This is a genomic window from Alteromonas sp. RKMC-009 (assembly GCF_003584565.2).
Classification (GTDB): domain Bacteria; phylum Pseudomonadota; class Gammaproteobacteria; order Enterobacterales; family Alteromonadaceae; genus Alteromonas.
This window is the reverse complement of sequence record NZ_CP031010.1, coordinates 1,759,437-1,776,470: the sequence shown is the minus strand read 5'-3', so window position 1 is coordinate 1,776,470 and position 17,034 is coordinate 1,759,437. Positions and strand designations below refer to the sequence as shown.

At 49.1% G+C, this 17,034-nt stretch carries 14 protein-coding genes; 6 read left to right on the top strand and 8 right to left on the bottom strand.

Going from position 1 to position 17,034, the window contains the following annotated elements; all coding sequences use genetic code 11:
• Positions 1–60 precede the first annotated feature (60 nt).
• Positions 61–2,193 (bottom strand): TonB-dependent siderophore receptor, encoded by a 2,133-nt coding sequence (locus DS731_RS07795; RefSeq protein ID WP_119500792.1) that lies wholly within the window; start codon positions 2,191–2,193, stop codon positions 61–63.
• 254 nt (positions 2,194–2,447) lie between these two features.
• Here DS731_RS07795 and DS731_RS07790 point away from each other — a divergent pair, with 254 nt between their 5' ends.
• From DS731_RS07790 to DS731_RS07780, 3 genes are all read left to right on the top strand, one after another.
• Positions 2,448–2,777 carry a DMT family transporter gene (locus tag DS731_RS07790; protein ID WP_119500791.1) on the top strand — a complete coding sequence of 110 codons (330 nt, stop codon included), beginning with the start codon at positions 2,448–2,450 and terminating at the stop codon, positions 2,775–2,777.
• A 147-nt stretch (positions 2,778–2,924) separates the two neighbouring features.
• Positions 2,925–3,893 (top strand): sensor histidine kinase, encoded by a 969-nt coding sequence (locus DS731_RS07785; protein ID WP_161599125.1) that lies wholly within the window; start codon positions 2,925–2,927, stop codon positions 3,891–3,893.
• A 2-nt stretch (positions 3,894–3,895) separates the two neighbouring features.
• Complete coding sequence (locus DS731_RS07780; protein ID WP_119500789.1) at positions 3,896–4,507, top strand: response regulator transcription factor; 612 nt, start codon at positions 3,896–3,898, stop codon at positions 4,505–4,507.
• Positions 4,508–4,586: 79 nt separating this feature from the next.
• Here the strand turns inward: DS731_RS07780 and rplS are convergent, their stop codons facing one another.
• The 7 genes from rplS to DS731_RS07745 form a co-directional block, all read right to left on the bottom strand.
• The gene (rplS, locus tag DS731_RS07775) at positions 4,587–4,946 is read right to left on the bottom strand and encodes a 50S ribosomal protein L19 (protein ID WP_119500788.1); all 360 of its coding nucleotides are present in this window, start codon (positions 4,944–4,946) and stop codon (positions 4,587–4,589) included.
• Positions 4,947–4,964: 18 nt separating this feature from the next.
• Positions 4,965–5,726, bottom strand: coding sequence for a tRNA (guanosine(37)-N1)-methyltransferase TrmD (gene trmD, locus DS731_RS07770; protein WP_119500787.1), 762 nt, complete (start codon positions 5,724–5,726; stop codon positions 4,965–4,967).
• Positions 5,726–6,247 (bottom strand): ribosome maturation factor RimM, encoded by a 522-nt coding sequence (gene rimM, locus DS731_RS07765; protein ID WP_119500786.1) that lies wholly within the window; start codon positions 6,245–6,247, stop codon positions 5,726–5,728. The genes trmD and rimM overlap by 1 nt, the downstream gene beginning before the upstream one ends.
• 25 nt (positions 6,248–6,272) lie before the next feature.
• Entirely contained in the window at positions 6,273–6,524 is a 252-nt protein-coding gene (gene rpsP / locus DS731_RS07760; RefSeq protein WP_070174859.1) for a 30S ribosomal protein S16, read from the bottom strand.
• Between the two features lie 135 nt (positions 6,525–6,659).
• Positions 6,660–7,547 (bottom strand): response regulator, encoded by an 888-nt coding sequence (locus DS731_RS07755; RefSeq protein ID WP_119500785.1) that lies wholly within the window; start codon positions 7,545–7,547, stop codon positions 6,660–6,662.
• Positions 7,528–9,558, bottom strand: a complete 2,031-nt coding sequence (locus DS731_RS07750; protein ID WP_119500784.1) for an MHYT domain-containing protein — start codon at positions 9,556–9,558, stop codon at positions 7,528–7,530. The genes DS731_RS07755 and DS731_RS07750 overlap by 20 nt, the downstream gene beginning before the upstream one ends.
• Entirely contained in the window at positions 9,555–10,724 is a 1,170-nt protein-coding gene (locus DS731_RS07745) for an HD domain-containing phosphohydrolase (RefSeq protein ID WP_119500783.1), read from the bottom strand. Before DS731_RS07745 ends, DS731_RS07750 begins: the two co-directional genes overlap by 4 nt.
• 231 nt (positions 10,725–10,955) lie before the next feature.
• Between DS731_RS07745 and DS731_RS07740 the strand changes: the two genes are divergently transcribed.
• The 3 genes from DS731_RS07740 to DS731_RS07730 all read left to right on the top strand — a co-directional run bounded on the left by DS731_RS07740 (position 10,956) and on the right by DS731_RS07730 (position 17,003).
• On the top strand, positions 10,956–12,716 hold the full coding sequence (locus DS731_RS07740; protein ID WP_119500782.1) for an ABC transporter transmembrane domain-containing protein: 1,761 nt from the start codon (positions 10,956–10,958) through the stop codon (positions 12,714–12,716).
• Positions 12,717–12,841: 125 nt separating this feature from the next.
• A complete protein-coding gene (locus DS731_RS07735) occupies positions 12,842–13,897 on the top strand; it encodes an efflux RND transporter periplasmic adaptor subunit (RefSeq protein WP_119500781.1) in 1,056 nt (351 codons plus the stop codon).
• Entirely contained in the window at positions 13,890–17,003 is a 3,114-nt protein-coding gene (locus tag DS731_RS07730) for an efflux RND transporter permease subunit (protein WP_119500780.1), read from the top strand. Before DS731_RS07735 ends, DS731_RS07730 begins: the two co-directional genes overlap by 8 nt.
• The last annotated feature ends 31 nt before the right edge of the window (positions 17,004–17,034 follow it).

The window sequence follows — 17,034 nt, the reverse complement described above, 5'->3', positions numbered from 1 at the left end:
ATCACAGACACAAAAATGCCCGCTACTCAGGCGGGCATTTTGTTACATTGTCAGCAGGAATTAATAATCCCAGCTTACCGTCAGACTGTAGTTTGTCGGTGAGCCGTAGAATGCCTGCTCGGTTCTTACTGAGCTGAGGTATTTCTCGTCAGTAATATTATCCAGATTCAGGCTGAAAGACAGATTATCACTGAAGCTGTAAGTCACATAACCGCCCAGCACAGCGTATGCATCCTGAGTAATACGGCCATAACCTGATGTGAAATAAGTTTCACTCTGATACCGGGCAGACAGACCCATATTCAGCTTTTCATTCCACACAGGTGCATAATCCGCCAGCATCTTAAAAGTACGGCGGGGAATAAAGGTACGGGCTTCATCGCCGTTCTCTTCATCCATGCTCAGCACCGTTAACCCCCCCTGAACGGATAACTCATCAGTGATTGCACCGGAAAGTTCAACTTCAAAACCGTTTGAATCTACGGTTACACCACGGTACAGCGCATAATTAAAGTCATCAGAGTAATCGTCATCATCAACACCGTCACCATCGCCGTATTCGATGAATTCATACAGGTTTTCCTGTTCCGTTCTGAACAGTGCAACAGTCAGCAGGAAGTTGTTTGCGAACTCTTTCTTAACGCCCATTTCATAGCTGCGGCCTTCTGCTGAACCCAGAGGCTGAAGATCTTCATTCAGGTAATACTGTGGCTGATAAATATCGCTGTAGCTGCCGTATACATTCAGGCCTTCCAGCACTTCCCAGGTAAAGCCGATATACGGGCTGCTGCCATCTTCAGTAGTAGAAGTAGACGCGCCCCAGGATTCTCCCTCGTTTTCATAATCTACAAAGCTGACACCAAGTACCAGATCCAGTGCGTCTGTCACTGCCAGCTGCATTGAGCCGTAGAAACGGTTCAGTGAAATATCGGTATAACCGGCCTGATAAGGAGCCGCCCACTCAGGGAGTGCCACTTCAGTTCCCGTCCAGCCCGGCAGAGCAGGCATTACATCAAAGCCACTCAGTGCACCGGCATCCAGATCGCTGGTTTCTGCATCAGCCAGACTGATACCGACATTAAATGTATGTTCCCTGCCCCAGGCCTGAAACACGCCCTGCAGATTGTTATCCCAGATTAAGGTTTTATCTTCGGCATCAAATCTGCCGGGATAACCCAGCATTCCCAGCCCTGTGTCTGCCTCTAAACCCGTGTTGGAGTAGGTATAGAATAACGCAGAATGATCTTCATAACGGATGTGGTTCAGCTTCGACGTATATTGCAGGTTGTCGTTAATAAACCAGTTCAGTTCGGCAAAGGCGGTTTTATTAAGGGTATCCCAGTATGTCCAGTCCATTGCTGTCGTGGTAGAGCGGTCAAAGTCGACTTGAGTGCCGTCTGAATAAATCAGAGGCACAGCGCCCCATGTTACACCGTCACTGTTGTTGTCCTGATGCGAATAGCCGAACATCACAGTCACGCTGTCACTCAGCTGTCCGTCAACGATACCGTAAAACACATTACGTTCATTTTCATACAGGTTCAGCCAGCTTTCTTTGTTCTGATGGGCCACCACCACACGGGCTGCCCAGCTGCCGGAATCAGTCAGTGGTGTGGATACATCAGCCACAGTTCGCATGGATGCCCAGCGTCCCAGTGTAAAGTCAACACTGGCTTCGGTTTCGTTACCGGGGCGTTTGCGCACGTAGTTTACCGTACCGGACGGATTACCCAGGCCGGTGATCAGACCGTTTGAACCACGGATAAACTCGACCTTTTCATAAATCGCCGTATCCAGATCGCCGACAAAAATATCGCCGAAAGGAATGCCGGAGCCGTCAATGTGCATACTGGTGATGTCAAAACCACGGGCGTTGAAGTATGTCCGGTCGGTTTCAGACTGGTCGACGTTAATACCTGTCACCTGTTTAAACAGGCTGTTGATATCACTTAAGCGGTAGTCTTCAATCAGATCAGATTCCAGAATCGACAGCGACTGTGGCGTATCAAAGCTGTCCAGACCCAGGCCCGTCGCGCCTGAACTGATACGCTGAACGCGACTTTCAACAATTCGGATTACTTCAATATTGTCTTCATCCGCTTGCGCACCGTTGTTGTCTGCATCAGCATTCTGCGCCTGTACAGCCATTGCCAGCATGATAGGTGAAAGCGCAAAAATGTGCTTTTTAGTCATTGTGAAACCTGCTCTTAACCAAAGTGAAAATTCGGACGACATTATAAAGAGGACATAGCGAATTTCAAATAATAATTATTATCATTAACATTAGATAATCATTATTTATCATGACATTTGTCATCTGACACTGATGATGTTTGTGACTTACAACAGGCAACCGCGCAAGCCATACTGAACATGCTTCAACATTGAGTACATTTAACCAGAACTTAACCCGCTGCAAGCCCGGCTTGCAGAATAAGGAGAACACCATGATTTATGTATTACTTGCTTGCGCCATTTTCACAGAAGTTGCTGCCACACTTTGTTTAAAAATGTCGGACGGCTGGGAAAAATGGCATTATGGCTCTGCGTCAATTGCTCTTTATGCAATCTCAGGAATGATATTTGCGGCCGTATTAAAAAATATGGGTATTGGTGTCGCCTATGCAATATGGTCGGGAATGGGCATTGCGCTTATTGTCACCGCGTCAGTTGTATTTTGGAACCAAAAATTCGACACTTACGCTGTTGCGGGAATAGTGCTCATACTTTCGGGTACACTATTAATTACCAGCAAATCTGCCGTCGTATTCCAATAAGGAAGGAATTCATCAGTTATGCATGCTGCTCAGCTACCGTTACTGTCGGAAGGATCCAAGAAAAAATGGTCTTACAGTTCATTAATTTTCTCGTTATCTTATTTTGTCCCTCTTTTTTATGCTGAATCAGTTGCTCCCCGGGAGTTAGTGATCTTTGGCTGCGGATACATTCTGTTTGTGGCTCTGTATCTGCTTGCCATTCACTGCAAGCTCTCTACCCTGCCCCTGCCTTTGTCGGCTTTGACGGCCCTGTCATTTACCATCAGCTTTTACAATCCGGGAGCGTCTGTACTATTTGGCTTTATTGCATATATTGCCGGCTACTACTACCCGGTTTCCGCCGGTATCGCATTTGTACTGTTTACCGGTTTGTCCTTAACAGGCTTACAATTATTCTGGTTTGATGATCACCTGCTATTTTTTCTCGCTTCATTAATTAACCTGCTTGTACTTTTTTGCTTTGGCGTAATGGAACGTAAGGAAACCTGGAGCCAGCTCAAAGATGCCAGACACGCAGAGTCACTGAGTGCGCTCAGTGCTATTGCAGAAAGGGAACGCATTGGCCGTGACCTCCATGACATTGCCGGCCACGCACTAAGCAGCATGTCACTGAAAGCACAGTTAGCGGGGAAACTCATCGAAAAAGGCCGCACGCAGGAAGCACACCGGGAAGTAAAAGCGCTTGCACATCTTTCTCAGTCTCTTTTAAGCGAGATCCGTCATGCAGTCAGCGACCTGAAAAAACTCAGCGTTTCGGAAGAAATTACCAAAAACACCCGCGCACTCTCTGAACTGGGCTTTGCAGTCAACGCCTCTGTTCACGACGATGCATTTAGCGGTCTCAGCGCCTTGCAAGAATCTCATCTCGCGCTGGTCGTAAAAGAAGTATTTACCAATATTTTGCGGCACAGCAAGGGGAATCTTGTGAGTCTTTCAGCCCTGCGGGAAAACGGAATGTTAGCGATAACGATTGAAGATAATGGTAAGCATGCGGTTATTGATTCGGGAAATGGACTGACTGGCATCAGAGAACGCGCCGGCTTAATAGGTGCAGAGATGTCGATAACGAGTGGCGACGCAACAAGGGTCAGACTGACCTTACACACCGGAGAATAACTATGCAGGCTATTTCGTTACTCATTGTCGAGGACCAGTCACTGGTGCGGGATGCTATCGCCAGTTTACTGGATCTGGAAGATGACATCACAGTCACCGGAAAGTGTGTGGACGGGGAAGCTGCCATCTCATGGCTTAGTAACAATCCTCATCCGGATATGATTTTGTCTGACATCGAAATGCCAAATCTGAGTGGCCTGGACATGGCCCGTAAGTTACAGGACTCAGGTTTTGCCGGCACTGTGGTATTTATGACGACATTTTCTAAACCCGGTTATATTAAACGGGCTATGCAGCTTGGTGCAAAAGGCTTTATTTTAAAAGAATCTGACAGTGATTATCTTATCTCAGCGTTAAGGAAAATCAATCGTGGAGAACGTGTCATTGATCCTGAGCTGGCTTTACTGGCATTAGATGACAATAACCCCCTGTCTGAAAAGGAGCGTAAGGCGCTGAAACTCGCCAGCGACGGATTAAAAACCAAAGAAATTGCATCTCAGTTATTTCTGTCAGAAGGCACGATTCGAAATTATCTCTCAGAGTCCATTGCCAAACTCGGGGCAACAAACCGTGTTGATGCAGCCAGAATCGCAGAACAGAAAGGCTGGCTGTAAAGGTTTTTTCAGAAGACACAAAAAAGCCCGCTTAAAGCGGGCTTTTTCATAGTTAACAGTAACGCAAGGATTAGTAATCTTAGTTAAGCTTCTCTTTGATACGTGCAGATTTACCTGAACGCTCACGCAGATAGTAAAGCTTAGCACGACGAACTGCACCACGACGTTTAACTTCAATAGAAGAAACCGCCGGGCTGTGTGTTTGGAACACACGCTCTACGCCTTCGCCGCTTGAAATTTTACGTACGGTAAAAGACGAGTGAAGACCACGGTTACGCTTAGCGATAACAACACCTTCGTACGCCTGAAGACGCTCTTTGTCACCTTCAGTAACGCGAACTTTTACTACTACTGTGTCACCTGGACCAAATGCAGGAACATCAGCTTTGAGCTGTGCTTGCTCAATTTTCTTGATGATATCTTGACTGACTTTGCTCATCATATCCTCTCGTCCTAGTTAACTGTCATCTTGCTGCAACTGCGACTTGAATACTTCAAGAAGACGCTGCTGCTCCTCAGTCAGAGCTAGGTGGTTTAATAACTCGGGGCGACGCTGCCAGGTTCTGCCCAGCGATTGCATCTGTCGCCACTGTCTGATTTTTTCGTGATCACCGCTCAACAACACAGGAGGAACCGCTTTACCGTCGAGTACTTCAGGCCGCGTATAATGCGGACAATCCAGTAACCCGTCGGTGAAAGAATCTTCAATGGCAGAAGCCTGATGACCGAGTACACCCGGAACCATTCTGGCTACCGCATCCATGAGCACAAGCGCTGGCAGTTCGCCGCCGCTTAGCACGTAATCCCCTACTGACCATTCTTCGTCAACATGGGCCTCAATGACGCGCTCATCGATTCCTTCATAACGTCCGCAGATAAATATCATGCGATCGTTAGTGGCAAGGCGTTTAACCCCTGCCTGATCCAGCTTTTTACCCTGTGGTGATAAGTAAATCACCTTTGCATGTTCACCGCCGGCTTGTTTTGCCGCGGCGATGGCGTCAGTTAAAGGCTTCACCATCATCAACATCCCCGGACCACCGCCATAAGGGCGATCATCGACGGTACGATGACGATCGTGCGTGTAATCACGTGGGTTAAACATGTCGACCTCCAGAATGCCTGATTTCACAGCCCGTCCCACAACGCCTTGTTGCATGAAGGGTGCGAACATATCAGGAAACAAACTGATAACGCCGAACCATTTCTCCGCAGTCACTAGAACCCCGGATCCCAGTCTACCGTAATCACACTTGCAGCCTTATCTACCGATTTAATGACGGAGTCCATCACATACGGCAATAATCTTTCTTTTTGACCAAATGCGTCATTCACTTTGGCGCGGACCTGCAAAACGTCATTTGCGCCAGTGTTAAACACATCTTTCACCACACCCAAATCGTAACCTTGCGTAGTTACGACCTGCATGCCGGTGAGCTCCCGCCAGTAAAATTCACCTTCACCAAGTTCAGGTAACTGGTTTTCGTTAATTGCGATGTCCAGATTCTTGATGCGCTCTGCGTCATCACGACTCTCTACACCGACAACTTTCGCCACCAGACTTTTACCGTGGGGTCGCCACTGATCAATCCGGTATTCTTTACCATCACTGAGTTGCCACGGTGAATAGTCAAAAATACCTTCTGGTACATCAGTAAAGCTGTTGATCTTGACCCAACCTTTCACACCATACGATGCCCCGATCTTGCCAATAATCACTTTGTCAGACGCTTGACTCATCTTTACCTACCAGATTAAGGACAGCTTACGCTGCCGCTTTTTTAGCTTCTTTTACCAAGCTGTTAACGCGCTCAGATAAGCTCGCGCCAACACCAACCCAGTATTCAACACGCTCAAGATCTAAACGCAGACGTTCTGCCTGACCTTGTGCAGTTGGGTTGAAGAAACCGACGTTTTCGATGAAACGACCGTTTCTTGCGCGGCTGCTGTCAGCCACAACTACTTGATAAAATGGACGCTTTTTCGCGCCACCACGCTGTAAACGAATAGTAACCATAGTTGCCTCAAACTCGTTGTAGCGTTACCGTTAACTTACCTCGTTGAAAGCACTGAAAAATCAGCGCCAACAAGAAGGCCGCGGCATTATACGGATCTACGCTTTAATTGCAAGTTTAGTGATGAAAAAAGCGCCTCAGGACACCTTTTCCGATACGGTGTGGATGATGGGGTAAGGTAAGTTCCACATATGCAGCATAAATAACAATGCCTGTCGGGGTGAAACTTTTGCCGGAATGGTCACACCGGCCAGCAAATCCTCTTTCAACGCCATGATCATCAGAACCAGTGCGTTAAGGGGGGTAGCATGGTCTTTGCACCGGGAAAGTGCCTGTTCCAGCTTAGCGCCAACTGCAGGTTCGTCCAATAAACCCGGCAGCCGCATCATTAACTCAGCGGTGAACAACAACGCATAAAACTGGCTCTCCCCCAGCGTCAGTTTCAATGATGCATCTTTGAAATCACTGTAATCTCCCTGCCCGAAAAAACGTTCGCCACAAAGAGACACGGCCTTTTTCATATTATCATTGATGTCAGGCCGCGCAGATGCTGTGAGCTCGCACAAATTGGAATTGACGCACTGCATGAACTGTTTAAGCAAGGTAAAAGAATTAAACAAAGGCGAACTGGCTGCCATCGACTGACAAGCAGCACTATCCGGAAATGTCTGATTCACTTCCTCAACCGCACGCAAATGCTGAGTCAGCAAACCATGTGAACAGGGTTTTGTAAACCAGCAGTGAGACACCTGACTTCCCTGCAGTATTAAACTCTCATTCGCCTGGCCTGATAACACGAATCGACTGATCACCGGGTTGCCTTCGCTCACTTTCTCAAGAAATTCAACACCGTTCATCACCGGCATCATAATGTCGGTAATGACCACATCAGGCGTACCGGACGCGATAGCCTCCAGCCCTTTTTGCGGCGAGTCAGCAATACTGATTTTCCAGCCGGTCTGATACAACGCCCGTTTAAGGCCGTTGAGCACCATTTTTTCATCATCAACAAAGAGTATTTTCATCACTGAGCTCACTTTCAACGGTCTGCGGGTGTTCCACCGGTAAAACAATTTTAAAGGTAGTTCCCAGTCCAATTTCACTGTTAACTAATATCTGGCCTTTGTGCTTTTCTATAATCACTGCATAGGCCAGTGAAAGCCCCTGCCCTGTTCCTTTACCGGGCGGCTTGGTCGTAAAGAACGGTTCAAAAATGCGTTTGCATACCTCTTTACTCATACCTGTTCCATTATCGGTAATCTCAATGACCACCGTGTCATCCGCAGGATACACACGCACCTGAATCAAACCTTTTTCCATCCGTTCACGGCCAAACTTTTCTTCTACAGCGTGGGCGGCATTGACAATAAAGTTGAGTACCACCTGATTCACTTCATCTCTGCTGCAGGTCACCAGCGGCACGTCTTCAGAAAACTCCGCTTCGAGGTCGGCCACATAACGCCATTCCCCCCGCGCAACGGTAATAGTTGAGGAGATCGCTTCTTTCAGGTCGACCTTATGCATTTTTTCGTCACCGGAATGGGAAAAAGACTTCATCGCCCCGACGATTTTTGCAATACGCTGCAAACCTTCAACCGACTGATCAAACGCCACTGGCATCTCGTCAATAAGGAACTCAATATCTTCACCCTTCATCAGAGCTTCAAGTTCTGCTCTTATTTCAGCCTGTTCGCCTTCATCCTTACTGTTGAGAAGCGCATGAACGGTTTTCATCACAGAAATGCCGGTTTCAGATGCGCCCTTTAAGAAGAAGATATTGTCTGACACATACTGCGTAGGGGTATTTATTTCATGAGCAATACCGGCAGCAAGCTGGCCGATGGATTCCATTTTCTGCGCCTGCCGCAACTGGTCTTCCAGCATAAGTCGTTGGGTGATATCACGGATAACCACGTTGAAGAGATGCATGTTCTGCACAACCACGGTCATAGGAGAAAAATTCATTTCGCAATGAAAGGTAGTGCCGTCCGACCGTTTTCCGTCCAGTTGCATGACGTGTTGTTGCTTCCCTTCTTCACCGTCTCCTGTCAGCAGCCGGATATCGAATCCGGGCAGGATCTTTGTAATATCTTCGTTGCGTAACTGGTCTGCATCTTTATATCCGAACAAACTGAGACCGACAGTATTCACGCCGGTAATCCGGCCATTTTCATTGACCACCAGCAAGCCGTCAGCCAGGTTTTCAACGATGTCTTTCTCTCTGGCTGCACTGACTTTGGCTGTAAGCTCAGCAGCCTGTAAACGCTTGTCAAAAATTGACCCCAGCAGCGTTGTTGCAAAAATGACGAACACCAGTGTTGTAATAGCCAGTGCGAGAATGGCTGGTTCAGCGTGGCCCCCGGTCTCTGAGGGAATAAATGTTACAGGCAAATAATAATGCACCGCATACATTGCCACATAGTGCATGCCTGCGATGGCCATGCCCATCACCATGGCACAGCCCACCAATCCTAATTGCCCGCGAATGTTTTTACGCTGTATGTAAATCACCATGTAAATGGCAACCATCGCAAACAGCCAGGCGCAAAGGATGGAGAGTAAGAAGAAGCCAAAATCGTAGGTCATGGCAGCTTCAGTCTCCATAGCTTCCATGCCTGTGTAATGCATTGCCCCTATCCCGATCGCCAGACTCAGTGAACTCAGTTGAATATTGGTAAAGGTGAATACTTGTGTCGCTATGAGTTTCGCAGCGATATAAGCGCCAACAATGGGTGGCAATATAGATACCATGGTCAATGCCACATCAAATGACATGCCGATAGGTAACATAAAGGCGAGCATGCCGGTGAAGTGCATCGCCCATACCCCTAACCCAAATGTCACACTGCCAAACCGCTTCCATTGACGTCTTGTCGACAATAATTCGGTTTGCCACATCCGTTTTAACACAACAATTAACGAGTAGGCCGCCAGCGTAGAAACGAGCAGAGAAAGGAAAAGAATAAAGTGATTATAATGACCGTTTACTTCCGTATATAACGCCGGTTCCGGCGTAATAAACCTCCAGAAAGTCATACTGCAATATCCTCCACATTTCCGGCGTCACCGTTATCTTCCAGATACACCCCGATCATCAGTGCAGGACTCAGCGCACCACTTTGTATGCATACAGTGAGGATCTGTTTGAGTGTAGTGGTCACTACCTGCCCTTCTCTGGCCAGTTGCTTTCCGGCAGTGGTCGCGATTTTTTCTGATATCACCATACCAGGTTCAATGGACGATACCGGCACAGACATCAAATCGGATTTGCGCAGCAACATTCGGGTAAAAGCCGACAAAATTTTGCCGTCGTACCAGCGGGCATCTGTTTCCAGACGGCGTAATGCGTCCACCGTGGACAAGCCTGTCTCCCGTGCCCTGATAAAATCATTAACCACTTTAAGCATTCTCGCTCCGAAAGGAATGTCTGCACCTTGTACATCGTCAGCGGGGACACCTTCCCCGTTAAAGCACTTGTCCTGATAGCGGATGTTCCTGGCTACCGCTTCAAAGCGGGGAATTTTTTCCAGTAAATCGCTGGCCAGACTGGCGTGTTGCTCAATCAGTTCATTTTCAGCCGCCGTCAGCTTGCTGGTTTCATACTGGTCGGCCAGTACGCCCGGCAATACAATCGTTCCCAACTGTGATAACTCAGCAACGGGTTCTAACATCCAGCTTTGTTTTAATTTCAGTTCCCTTGCGAGCTGAAGCATGTACATTTTCAACTGTACATTGTGTGCTGCAGCCTGCGGATTCACCAGTTCCAGGACTTCAGCCAGAACACTGACAATGCCTCTTACTGTCTGATTCAACAGGCCCTTTTCTGCCATAATCAGACTATGTTGATGAAATCCGGCTTCTATAACCCGCTTCAGTTCAACAACAGAACAGGGCTTGGTGAGAAATCTGAAAACATCCCCCTCGTTCACTGCATCTATGGCTGTTTGCTGATCGCCGTTACCGGTAAGCATTATTCTCACCGTGTCGGGATAGAGACGCTTTACTTCCCTTAGCAGCGATAAGCCATTCATATCCGGCATAGTCATGTCAGTGACAAGCACGGCATAATGATTTTCTGCCATCAGTGCCAGCGCCGCTTTACCGCTGTTTGCCACATCAAAAGCAAGTTGCCCCCGAAGATTGCGCCGGAAAGAATCGAGCACATTGGCCACATCATCCACCAGTAGTGCTTTGTTTTGCATGGAGGCTCCCGGAGACGGTTCACTTGTTTAACAAACACAGAACCTGACTGACTACTAAAAATACCTTTTGCTGTTGTTTAACTATGGTCAATCTCCGGTGAAATTCAAATTATGGGTCAGAAATTTATTGTGTTTTTGGTCTTGCTGAATGACGAAGTGGTCTTATCCGGCAATCCTGATAGTTAACTGTGGCGTAAAATAAAAAGTTCAGTGTTTTTTTGAGATACCGGCATGACTTCAGAACAAGGAAAGAATAAGGCAACCACCTGGCAGGTTGTTAAATGGATCAGGTCCCTGCTCGCGGGCTACCGGATACAGGTAACAGGCGCAATCATTGCCTTGCTGGTGGCCTCCGGCGCGTGGCTGCTTCTGGGTCAGGGAATTAAGCTGGCCGTCGATCAGGGTTTTATGAACGATAATGCCGACATGCTGAACCGGGCAATTATTGGTGTTCTTGTGATTACTGCGGTGGCAAGCCTGGCAACCTATGTGCGTTTTTACCTGATGACCTGGCTGGGTGAACGCATCAGTGCCGATATACGCATCAGCGTATTTTCTCATTTGCTCACCCTGCCACCATCTTTCTTTGCAAAATTACGCACCGGAGAAGTCATTTCCCGCTTCACCAGCGACACAACCATTATTCAAACTGTGGTGGGTATGAGTCTGTCGATGGCGATCCGCTCCTTTATCACTTTCACCGGCGCGCTGGTGCTGATGACCATTACCAGCCCGGTGCTGACCTTGTGCGTATTACTGGCGGTGCCGGCGGTGTTAGTTCCCATCCGTTTGCTTGCCCCTCAGGTACGTCATTACGCCCGTCTGAGTCAGGACAGAGTGGCAGATTTGGGGGCGCATATTGATCAAAGTTTACATGAAATAATGACTGTACAGGCGTTCAACGCAGCAGATTTAGAGCGCTCCCAGTTCAAGGCCGGCGTGGATGCCGTTATGGAAACCGCCGGACGCCGTATCCATTACCGTTCTATGCTGATTGGATTAATTATGCTGCTGAGTCTCAGCGCTATCGTCCTGATTGCCTGGTTCGGTGCCAGACAAGTGTTTGCCGGTGATATGACGGCAGGTGAACTGTCAGCCTTTTTATTCTATGCGGTGATGGCCGGCGGCAGCGTGGCAACCATCAGCGAGGTTATCGGCGAAGTTCAACGTGGAGCCGGCGCCAGCGAACGGTTACTGGAACTTTTACATACGATGCCGGACATTTCCCCGGGCATAACACAGTTCAGTAATGACACGGCCGGACCACCAGCCATCATTTTTGACAATATTACTTTTTGTTACCCCGGCAGCGGCGTCCTGTTTAATCAACTGTCTTTAACTGTCAATCCCGGCGAGAAGGTTGCCCTGGTAGGGGCCAGCGGAGCAGGAAAAACGACGCTGTTTCAATTGTTGCTTCGCTTTTATGATGTGCGCAAAGGCACCATTCTGCTGGACGAAGCCCCTATAACGTCATTATCGCTGGAATCATTAAGAAGCCAGATCGCGATTGTTACTCAGGAGCCCGTGGTTTTTGCCACCAGTGTACTTGAAAATATTCGCTACGGTTGCCCGTCAGCCAGCGATGAGCAGGTCAGGAAAGCAGCTAAATCCGCATTTGCCCACGAATTCATTGAAGAGCTGGAGAAAGGTTATCACACCCAGTTAGGAGAACGGGGAGTAAGGTTGTCCGGCGGTCAGAAGCAGCGCATTGCCATTGCCCGTGCCCTGCTGGCCAACAGGCCAGTACTGTTACTTGATGAAGCAACCAGCGCACTGGATGCCCGCAGTGAAAAAATGGTTCAGGAGGCGCTGAATAAGCTGATGCAGGGTCGCACCACCATTATCATTGCTCACAGGCTGGCCACCGTGAAACATGTTGACCGGATCATCGTAATGGATAAGGGACACGTTGTAAGTACCGGAAAACACGATGAACTGATAGAAAACGATACGCTGTACAGGGAGTACGCTGAACTGCAATTGCTTAGCTGACAAGGCTGTGGTGCTATACACAGCTTATAAAAACAAAAATTTAACAACAATCACTTTACTGACTCCGGCGCGTCTCCGTTCAGCGTGCAGGAGAGTGACAAGCGTTGATGAAACACGGAAATACAATGAAAACCCAACTACGAACCTCTGTTTTTTTTAGTCTCACTGTTTTATTTTCCATAGTGAGCAGCAGTGCCAATGCCCAGTTTTTTGGCGATAATCAGGCCAAACTCGTTGTCCTTGAAGAAATTAAATTTCAATATGCCAAACGGGACGTGGAAGCTGTGGGAACTGCAGAAGCCGTCCGCTCGGTTGTATTGTATCCCGCTGTTGCAGACGAAGTGACTGAAGTGAATTTTGTACCGGGCCAGTATGTAGAACAGGGCCGGGTACTGGTAAAACTGGACGACCGCCGTCAGCAGGTTGCTGTTCGTCGTGCTGAGCTCCAGTTACTTGACGCAGAACGTTCTTATAAACGATTACAGGAAAGCCGGGCAAAGGGCGCCATTCCCCAGAGTGAACTCGATCTGGCGCAAACCACCCGTGACCTTGCCAAAGTTACCCTTGATGAAGCCAAAGCAGATTTAGAAGACCGCACCGTTGAAGCACCGTTCAGCGGGATTGTCGGCCTGACAGATGTTGAAGTAGGCGATCGTATTACAGCCACCACCGCCATCACGACTCTGGATGACAGAAGCAAACTCTTTGTTGATTTCCGCGCCCCTGAAGCAGCGCTTACTGTATTGCTCAACCAGCCGGAAGTCACGTTACAACCCTGGACAAACCGCGATAAAACACTGCCGGCAGAAATTGCTGAAGTTGACTCGCGTATCAGCGAAACTGACCGTACCTTACGTGCACGGGCTATCCTGGATAACAATCTCGACAACTACCGCCCGGGCATGAGCTTCCGTGTAAACCTTGAGATTAATGGCAATGAATATGCGGCTGTACCTGAAGCTTCTTTGTTGTGGGGTGCAACCGGTGCCTACGTGTGGATTGCTGAAAATGGTAAAGCCCGCCGGGTTGATGTGATTGTGCATCAGCGTCTGCGAGGCACAATTCTCGTATCCGGTAACCTGTCTCCGGGTGATATGCTGATTTCTGAAGGTGTTCAGCGTCTTCGTGAAGGGCAGCAAATCACAACCGAACTGGCACGCCGGAGCGACAACAATGACTAAGCATTCTCTCCAGACCGGCGATTTACCGTCGGTTTCTATTCGCCGCCCTGTTTTAATTGTTGTTCTTAATCTGCTTATCGTCATTGCTGGTTTTGCTGCTGTTAACGGTCTGGAAGTACGGGAACTGCCTGACGTTGATACACCACAAATCACTGTAACGGCAGAGTACCCCGGTGGTTCTCCGGAAACCGTGGATGCGGAAGTGACCAGCCGGCTGGAAGGCGCAGTGGCACGGGTCAGCGGTGTGAAAAATATCTACGCTCAGAGCGAAGAAGGCTCCGCCCGCGTGCGGGTTGAGTTCAGACCCGGCATTGATTTGGAAGATGCTGCCAATGAAACCCGCGAATCAGTAAGCCGTGTGCAGCGCCAGTTACCCGAGGATGTGGAACAGGTATCCATTATCCGTGCAGACAGTGACGCTCAGGCAGTAGTCAGTCTGGCAGTATCCAGTGACACTCTGGATATGGAAACGCTGACCGAGCGTGTTGATACCGATCTGGCGCCGCTGTTTTTAAGTATTCCCGGTGTTGCTGATGTGCAGTTAAGTGGCGACCGCGAGCGTGTACTTCGCGTGTCTGTCGATCCTCTGCGGCTGACCAGTTTCAACCTGTCGATGACAGATGTGGCAAATGCACTCGAATTAGCTCCCTTTGATGTTCCTGCAGGAAGCATCCAGTCTCAGGATCAGTCTCTTATCGTCCGCGCAGATGCGACGTCAGTTTCAGCACAGGATGTTTCAGATATCGTGATCAGCGGAGATATCCGGGTCGGCGATGTTGCCAGCGTATTCTTTGGCCCGGCAGACAGCAGCAGTATGGTGCGCCTTGACGGTCGTCCGGTGATTGGTTTAGGGGTGATCAGACAAGCCAGCTCTAATACCATCGAAATTTCAGATGAAGTTATGGCCATGGTGGAGGATCTGAACAAACGCTTTGTTGATATGGACATTGTCGTTACCAGTGATGACGCTGAATTCATCCGTGATTCTGTGGGCGAAGTGATTGGCTCTTTAAGCATCACCATCATTCTGGTTGTGTTTACATTGTTAGTCTTCATTGGTTCATGGCGTGCAACCATAGTCCCCGCCCTGTCGATTCCGGTATCCCTGGCCGGCGCGCTTGGCGTTATCTGGATGCTTGGCTTCTCTATCAACATTCTGACCCTGCTTGCACTGGTGCTGGCAACCGGGATGATTGTTGATGATGCTATTGTGGTGTCGGAAAATATTCAGCGTCGCCGGGGCATGGGCCTCGGAGCCAGAGCCGCGGCCGTTATCGGTACCCGTGAAGTGTTTTTTGCGGTTGTAGCAACCACGGCGGTACTCGCTTCGGTGTTCATCCCCATCGCATTTTTACCGTCTACGGCGGGACGTCTGTTCAGAGAATTCGGCGGTGTACTGGCCGGTGCGGTAATCATTTCATCCTTCGTCGCACTTTCTCTGGTACCCGCTCTGACCGCACGTTTGCCGGTAAAGAAAGCTAAAGAGAAAGGCATATTTTCAGCCACGCTGGGACGTTTCGGAAATGCATGCCTGCGTGGGTATCAGCGCTCACTTTTATGGTCGCTTAAATACGCCTGGCTTATTGTCCTGTTGAGTATTCTTGCTGCTGTTGGCGCCTGGTTTACAGCTCAGAATATCAACAATGAGCTGCTCCCCAGCGAAGACCGGGGCACAATCCGCATTTTTGCCCGTGGCCCTGACGGCGCAGGCATGAATTTTATGGACCGTCAGGCGCATAAGATGGAAGAGGTGCTGCTGCCTTACGTTGAAAATGGCACTGTGGATTCTATCTATACGGTCGTCGGCTCCTGGGATCCAAACATTGTATTTATCACAGTACCTCTTAAACACTGGGATGACCGCGATAAATCATTGCAGGATATCGTGTCGGAAATCCGTCCTCAGTTGCAGGCAATTCCGGGAGCACCGGGAAATGCGTTCGGGGGTAACAGCCTGAATTTACGTGGTCAGGGTGGCGGTCTTGAACTCGCCTTAACCGGTAGCAGCTACGAACGTATTTATGAAGCCGCGATGGACTTTGCAGCCGCGATTGAAACCAACATTCCTGAATTGGGTTCGCCCCGTGTAAGTTATGAACCCACCCAGCCTCAAATGCGGGTTAATATCGACCGTCGCCGGGCAGAAGAACTGGGCGTACCGCTTAGTGACATTGCAGCAACACTCAGGGCAGCCGTTAATGGCGATGATATTGCTGATTTGAATGTGGGTGACCAGGCGATTCCAATCATGTTGGAATCCAGCAGACGGAATACCAGCAATCCGTCAGATTTAACTAATCTCTATGTGAAGTCTGATAATGGCTCACTCATCCCGCTGAGCAGCGTAGCGTACATCACGGAAGAAGGTGTTGCCGCTGAGCTGGAGCGTCAGTCCCAGCGCAGAGCCATTAAGCTGGAAATGGAATTACCTGACGGCTTCCCCATCAATGAAGCGGTGGAGAAAATCCGCGCCCTCGGCAACGACACACTGCCTGATGGCATCGGCACTGTGTTCCTTGGCGAAGCACAAACATTCGAAGAAACCTCTCAGCAGGTTGCACTGACTTATGTACTGGCATTCATCATCGTGCTACTGGTTCTGGCAGCGCAGTTTGAGAGTGTTAACAGTGCTATTGTGGTTATGCTAACCGTACCCTTCGGCATAGCAGCAGCGATTTATGCGCTGTACCTCACCAATACCACAATTAATGTGTATTCGCAGATTGGTCTGGTGATGCTGATAGGCCTGCTGGCGAAAAATGCCATCCTGCTCATCGAATTCGCTGACCAGCTCCGTGACCACGGCTATTCGGTTTACGACGCCATTGTGGAAGCCGGTAAGGTGCGCCTGCGTCCGATTATGATGACACTGGTATCCACCATCCTGGGCGGTCTGCCGCTTATCCTGTCCTCCGGTGCCGGCGCTGAATCCCGTAACGCTATCGGCTGGGTAGTATTTGGTGGATTAGGTATCGCGGTAGTGTTTACTCTTTACCTGACACCGGTGCTGTATCTCGCCCTCGCCCGCTTCACCAAGCCACGGGCTGATGAAACCCAGCGGCTGGAGAAAGAGCTCACCGATGCCGACGAGCAGCAAATAGCGTAAACAACACAGCAAAAAACAAAGGCCGCTTCAA

Bases quoted from the DNA above. Each gene is read 5' to 3' on its own strand.
- DS731_RS07795 (WP_119500792.1), bottom strand. From the start codon at position 2,193: ATGACTAAAAAGCACATTTTTGCGCTTTCACCTATCATGCTGGCAATG.
- DS731_RS07790 (WP_119500791.1), top strand. From the start codon at position 2,448: ATGATTTATGTATTACTTGCTTGCGCCATTTTCACAGAAGTTGCTGCC.
- DS731_RS07780 (WP_119500789.1), top strand. From the start codon at position 3,896: ATGCAGGCTATTTCGTTACTCATTGTCGAGGACCAGTCACTGGTGCGG.
- rplS (WP_119500788.1), bottom strand. From the start codon at position 4,946: ATGAGCAAAGTCAGTCAAGATATCATCAAGAAAATTGAGCAAGCACAG.
- rimM (WP_119500786.1), bottom strand. From the start codon at position 6,247: ATGAGTCAAGCGTCTGACAAAGTGATTATTGGCAAGATCGGGGCATCG.
- rpsP (WP_070174859.1), bottom strand. From the start codon at position 6,524: ATGGTTACTATTCGTTTACAGCGTGGTGGCGCGAAAAAGCGTCCATTT.
- DS731_RS07755 (WP_119500785.1), bottom strand. From the start codon at position 7,547: ATGAAAATACTCTTTGTTGATGATGAAAAAATGGTGCTCAACGGCCTT.
- DS731_RS07750 (WP_119500784.1), bottom strand. From the start codon at position 9,558: ATGACTTTCTGGAGGTTTATTACGCCGGAACCGGCGTTATATACGGAA.
- DS731_RS07745 (WP_119500783.1), bottom strand. From the start codon at position 10,724: ATGCAAAACAAAGCACTACTGGTGGATGATGTGGCCAATGTGCTCGAT.
- DS731_RS07740 (WP_119500782.1), top strand. From the start codon at position 10,956: ATGACTTCAGAACAAGGAAAGAATAAGGCAACCACCTGGCAGGTTGTT.
- DS731_RS07735 (WP_119500781.1), top strand. From the start codon at position 12,842: ATGAAAACCCAACTACGAACCTCTGTTTTTTTTAGTCTCACTGTTTTA.
- DS731_RS07730 (WP_119500780.1), top strand. From the start codon at position 13,890: ATGACTAAGCATTCTCTCCAGACCGGCGATTTACCGTCGGTTTCTATT.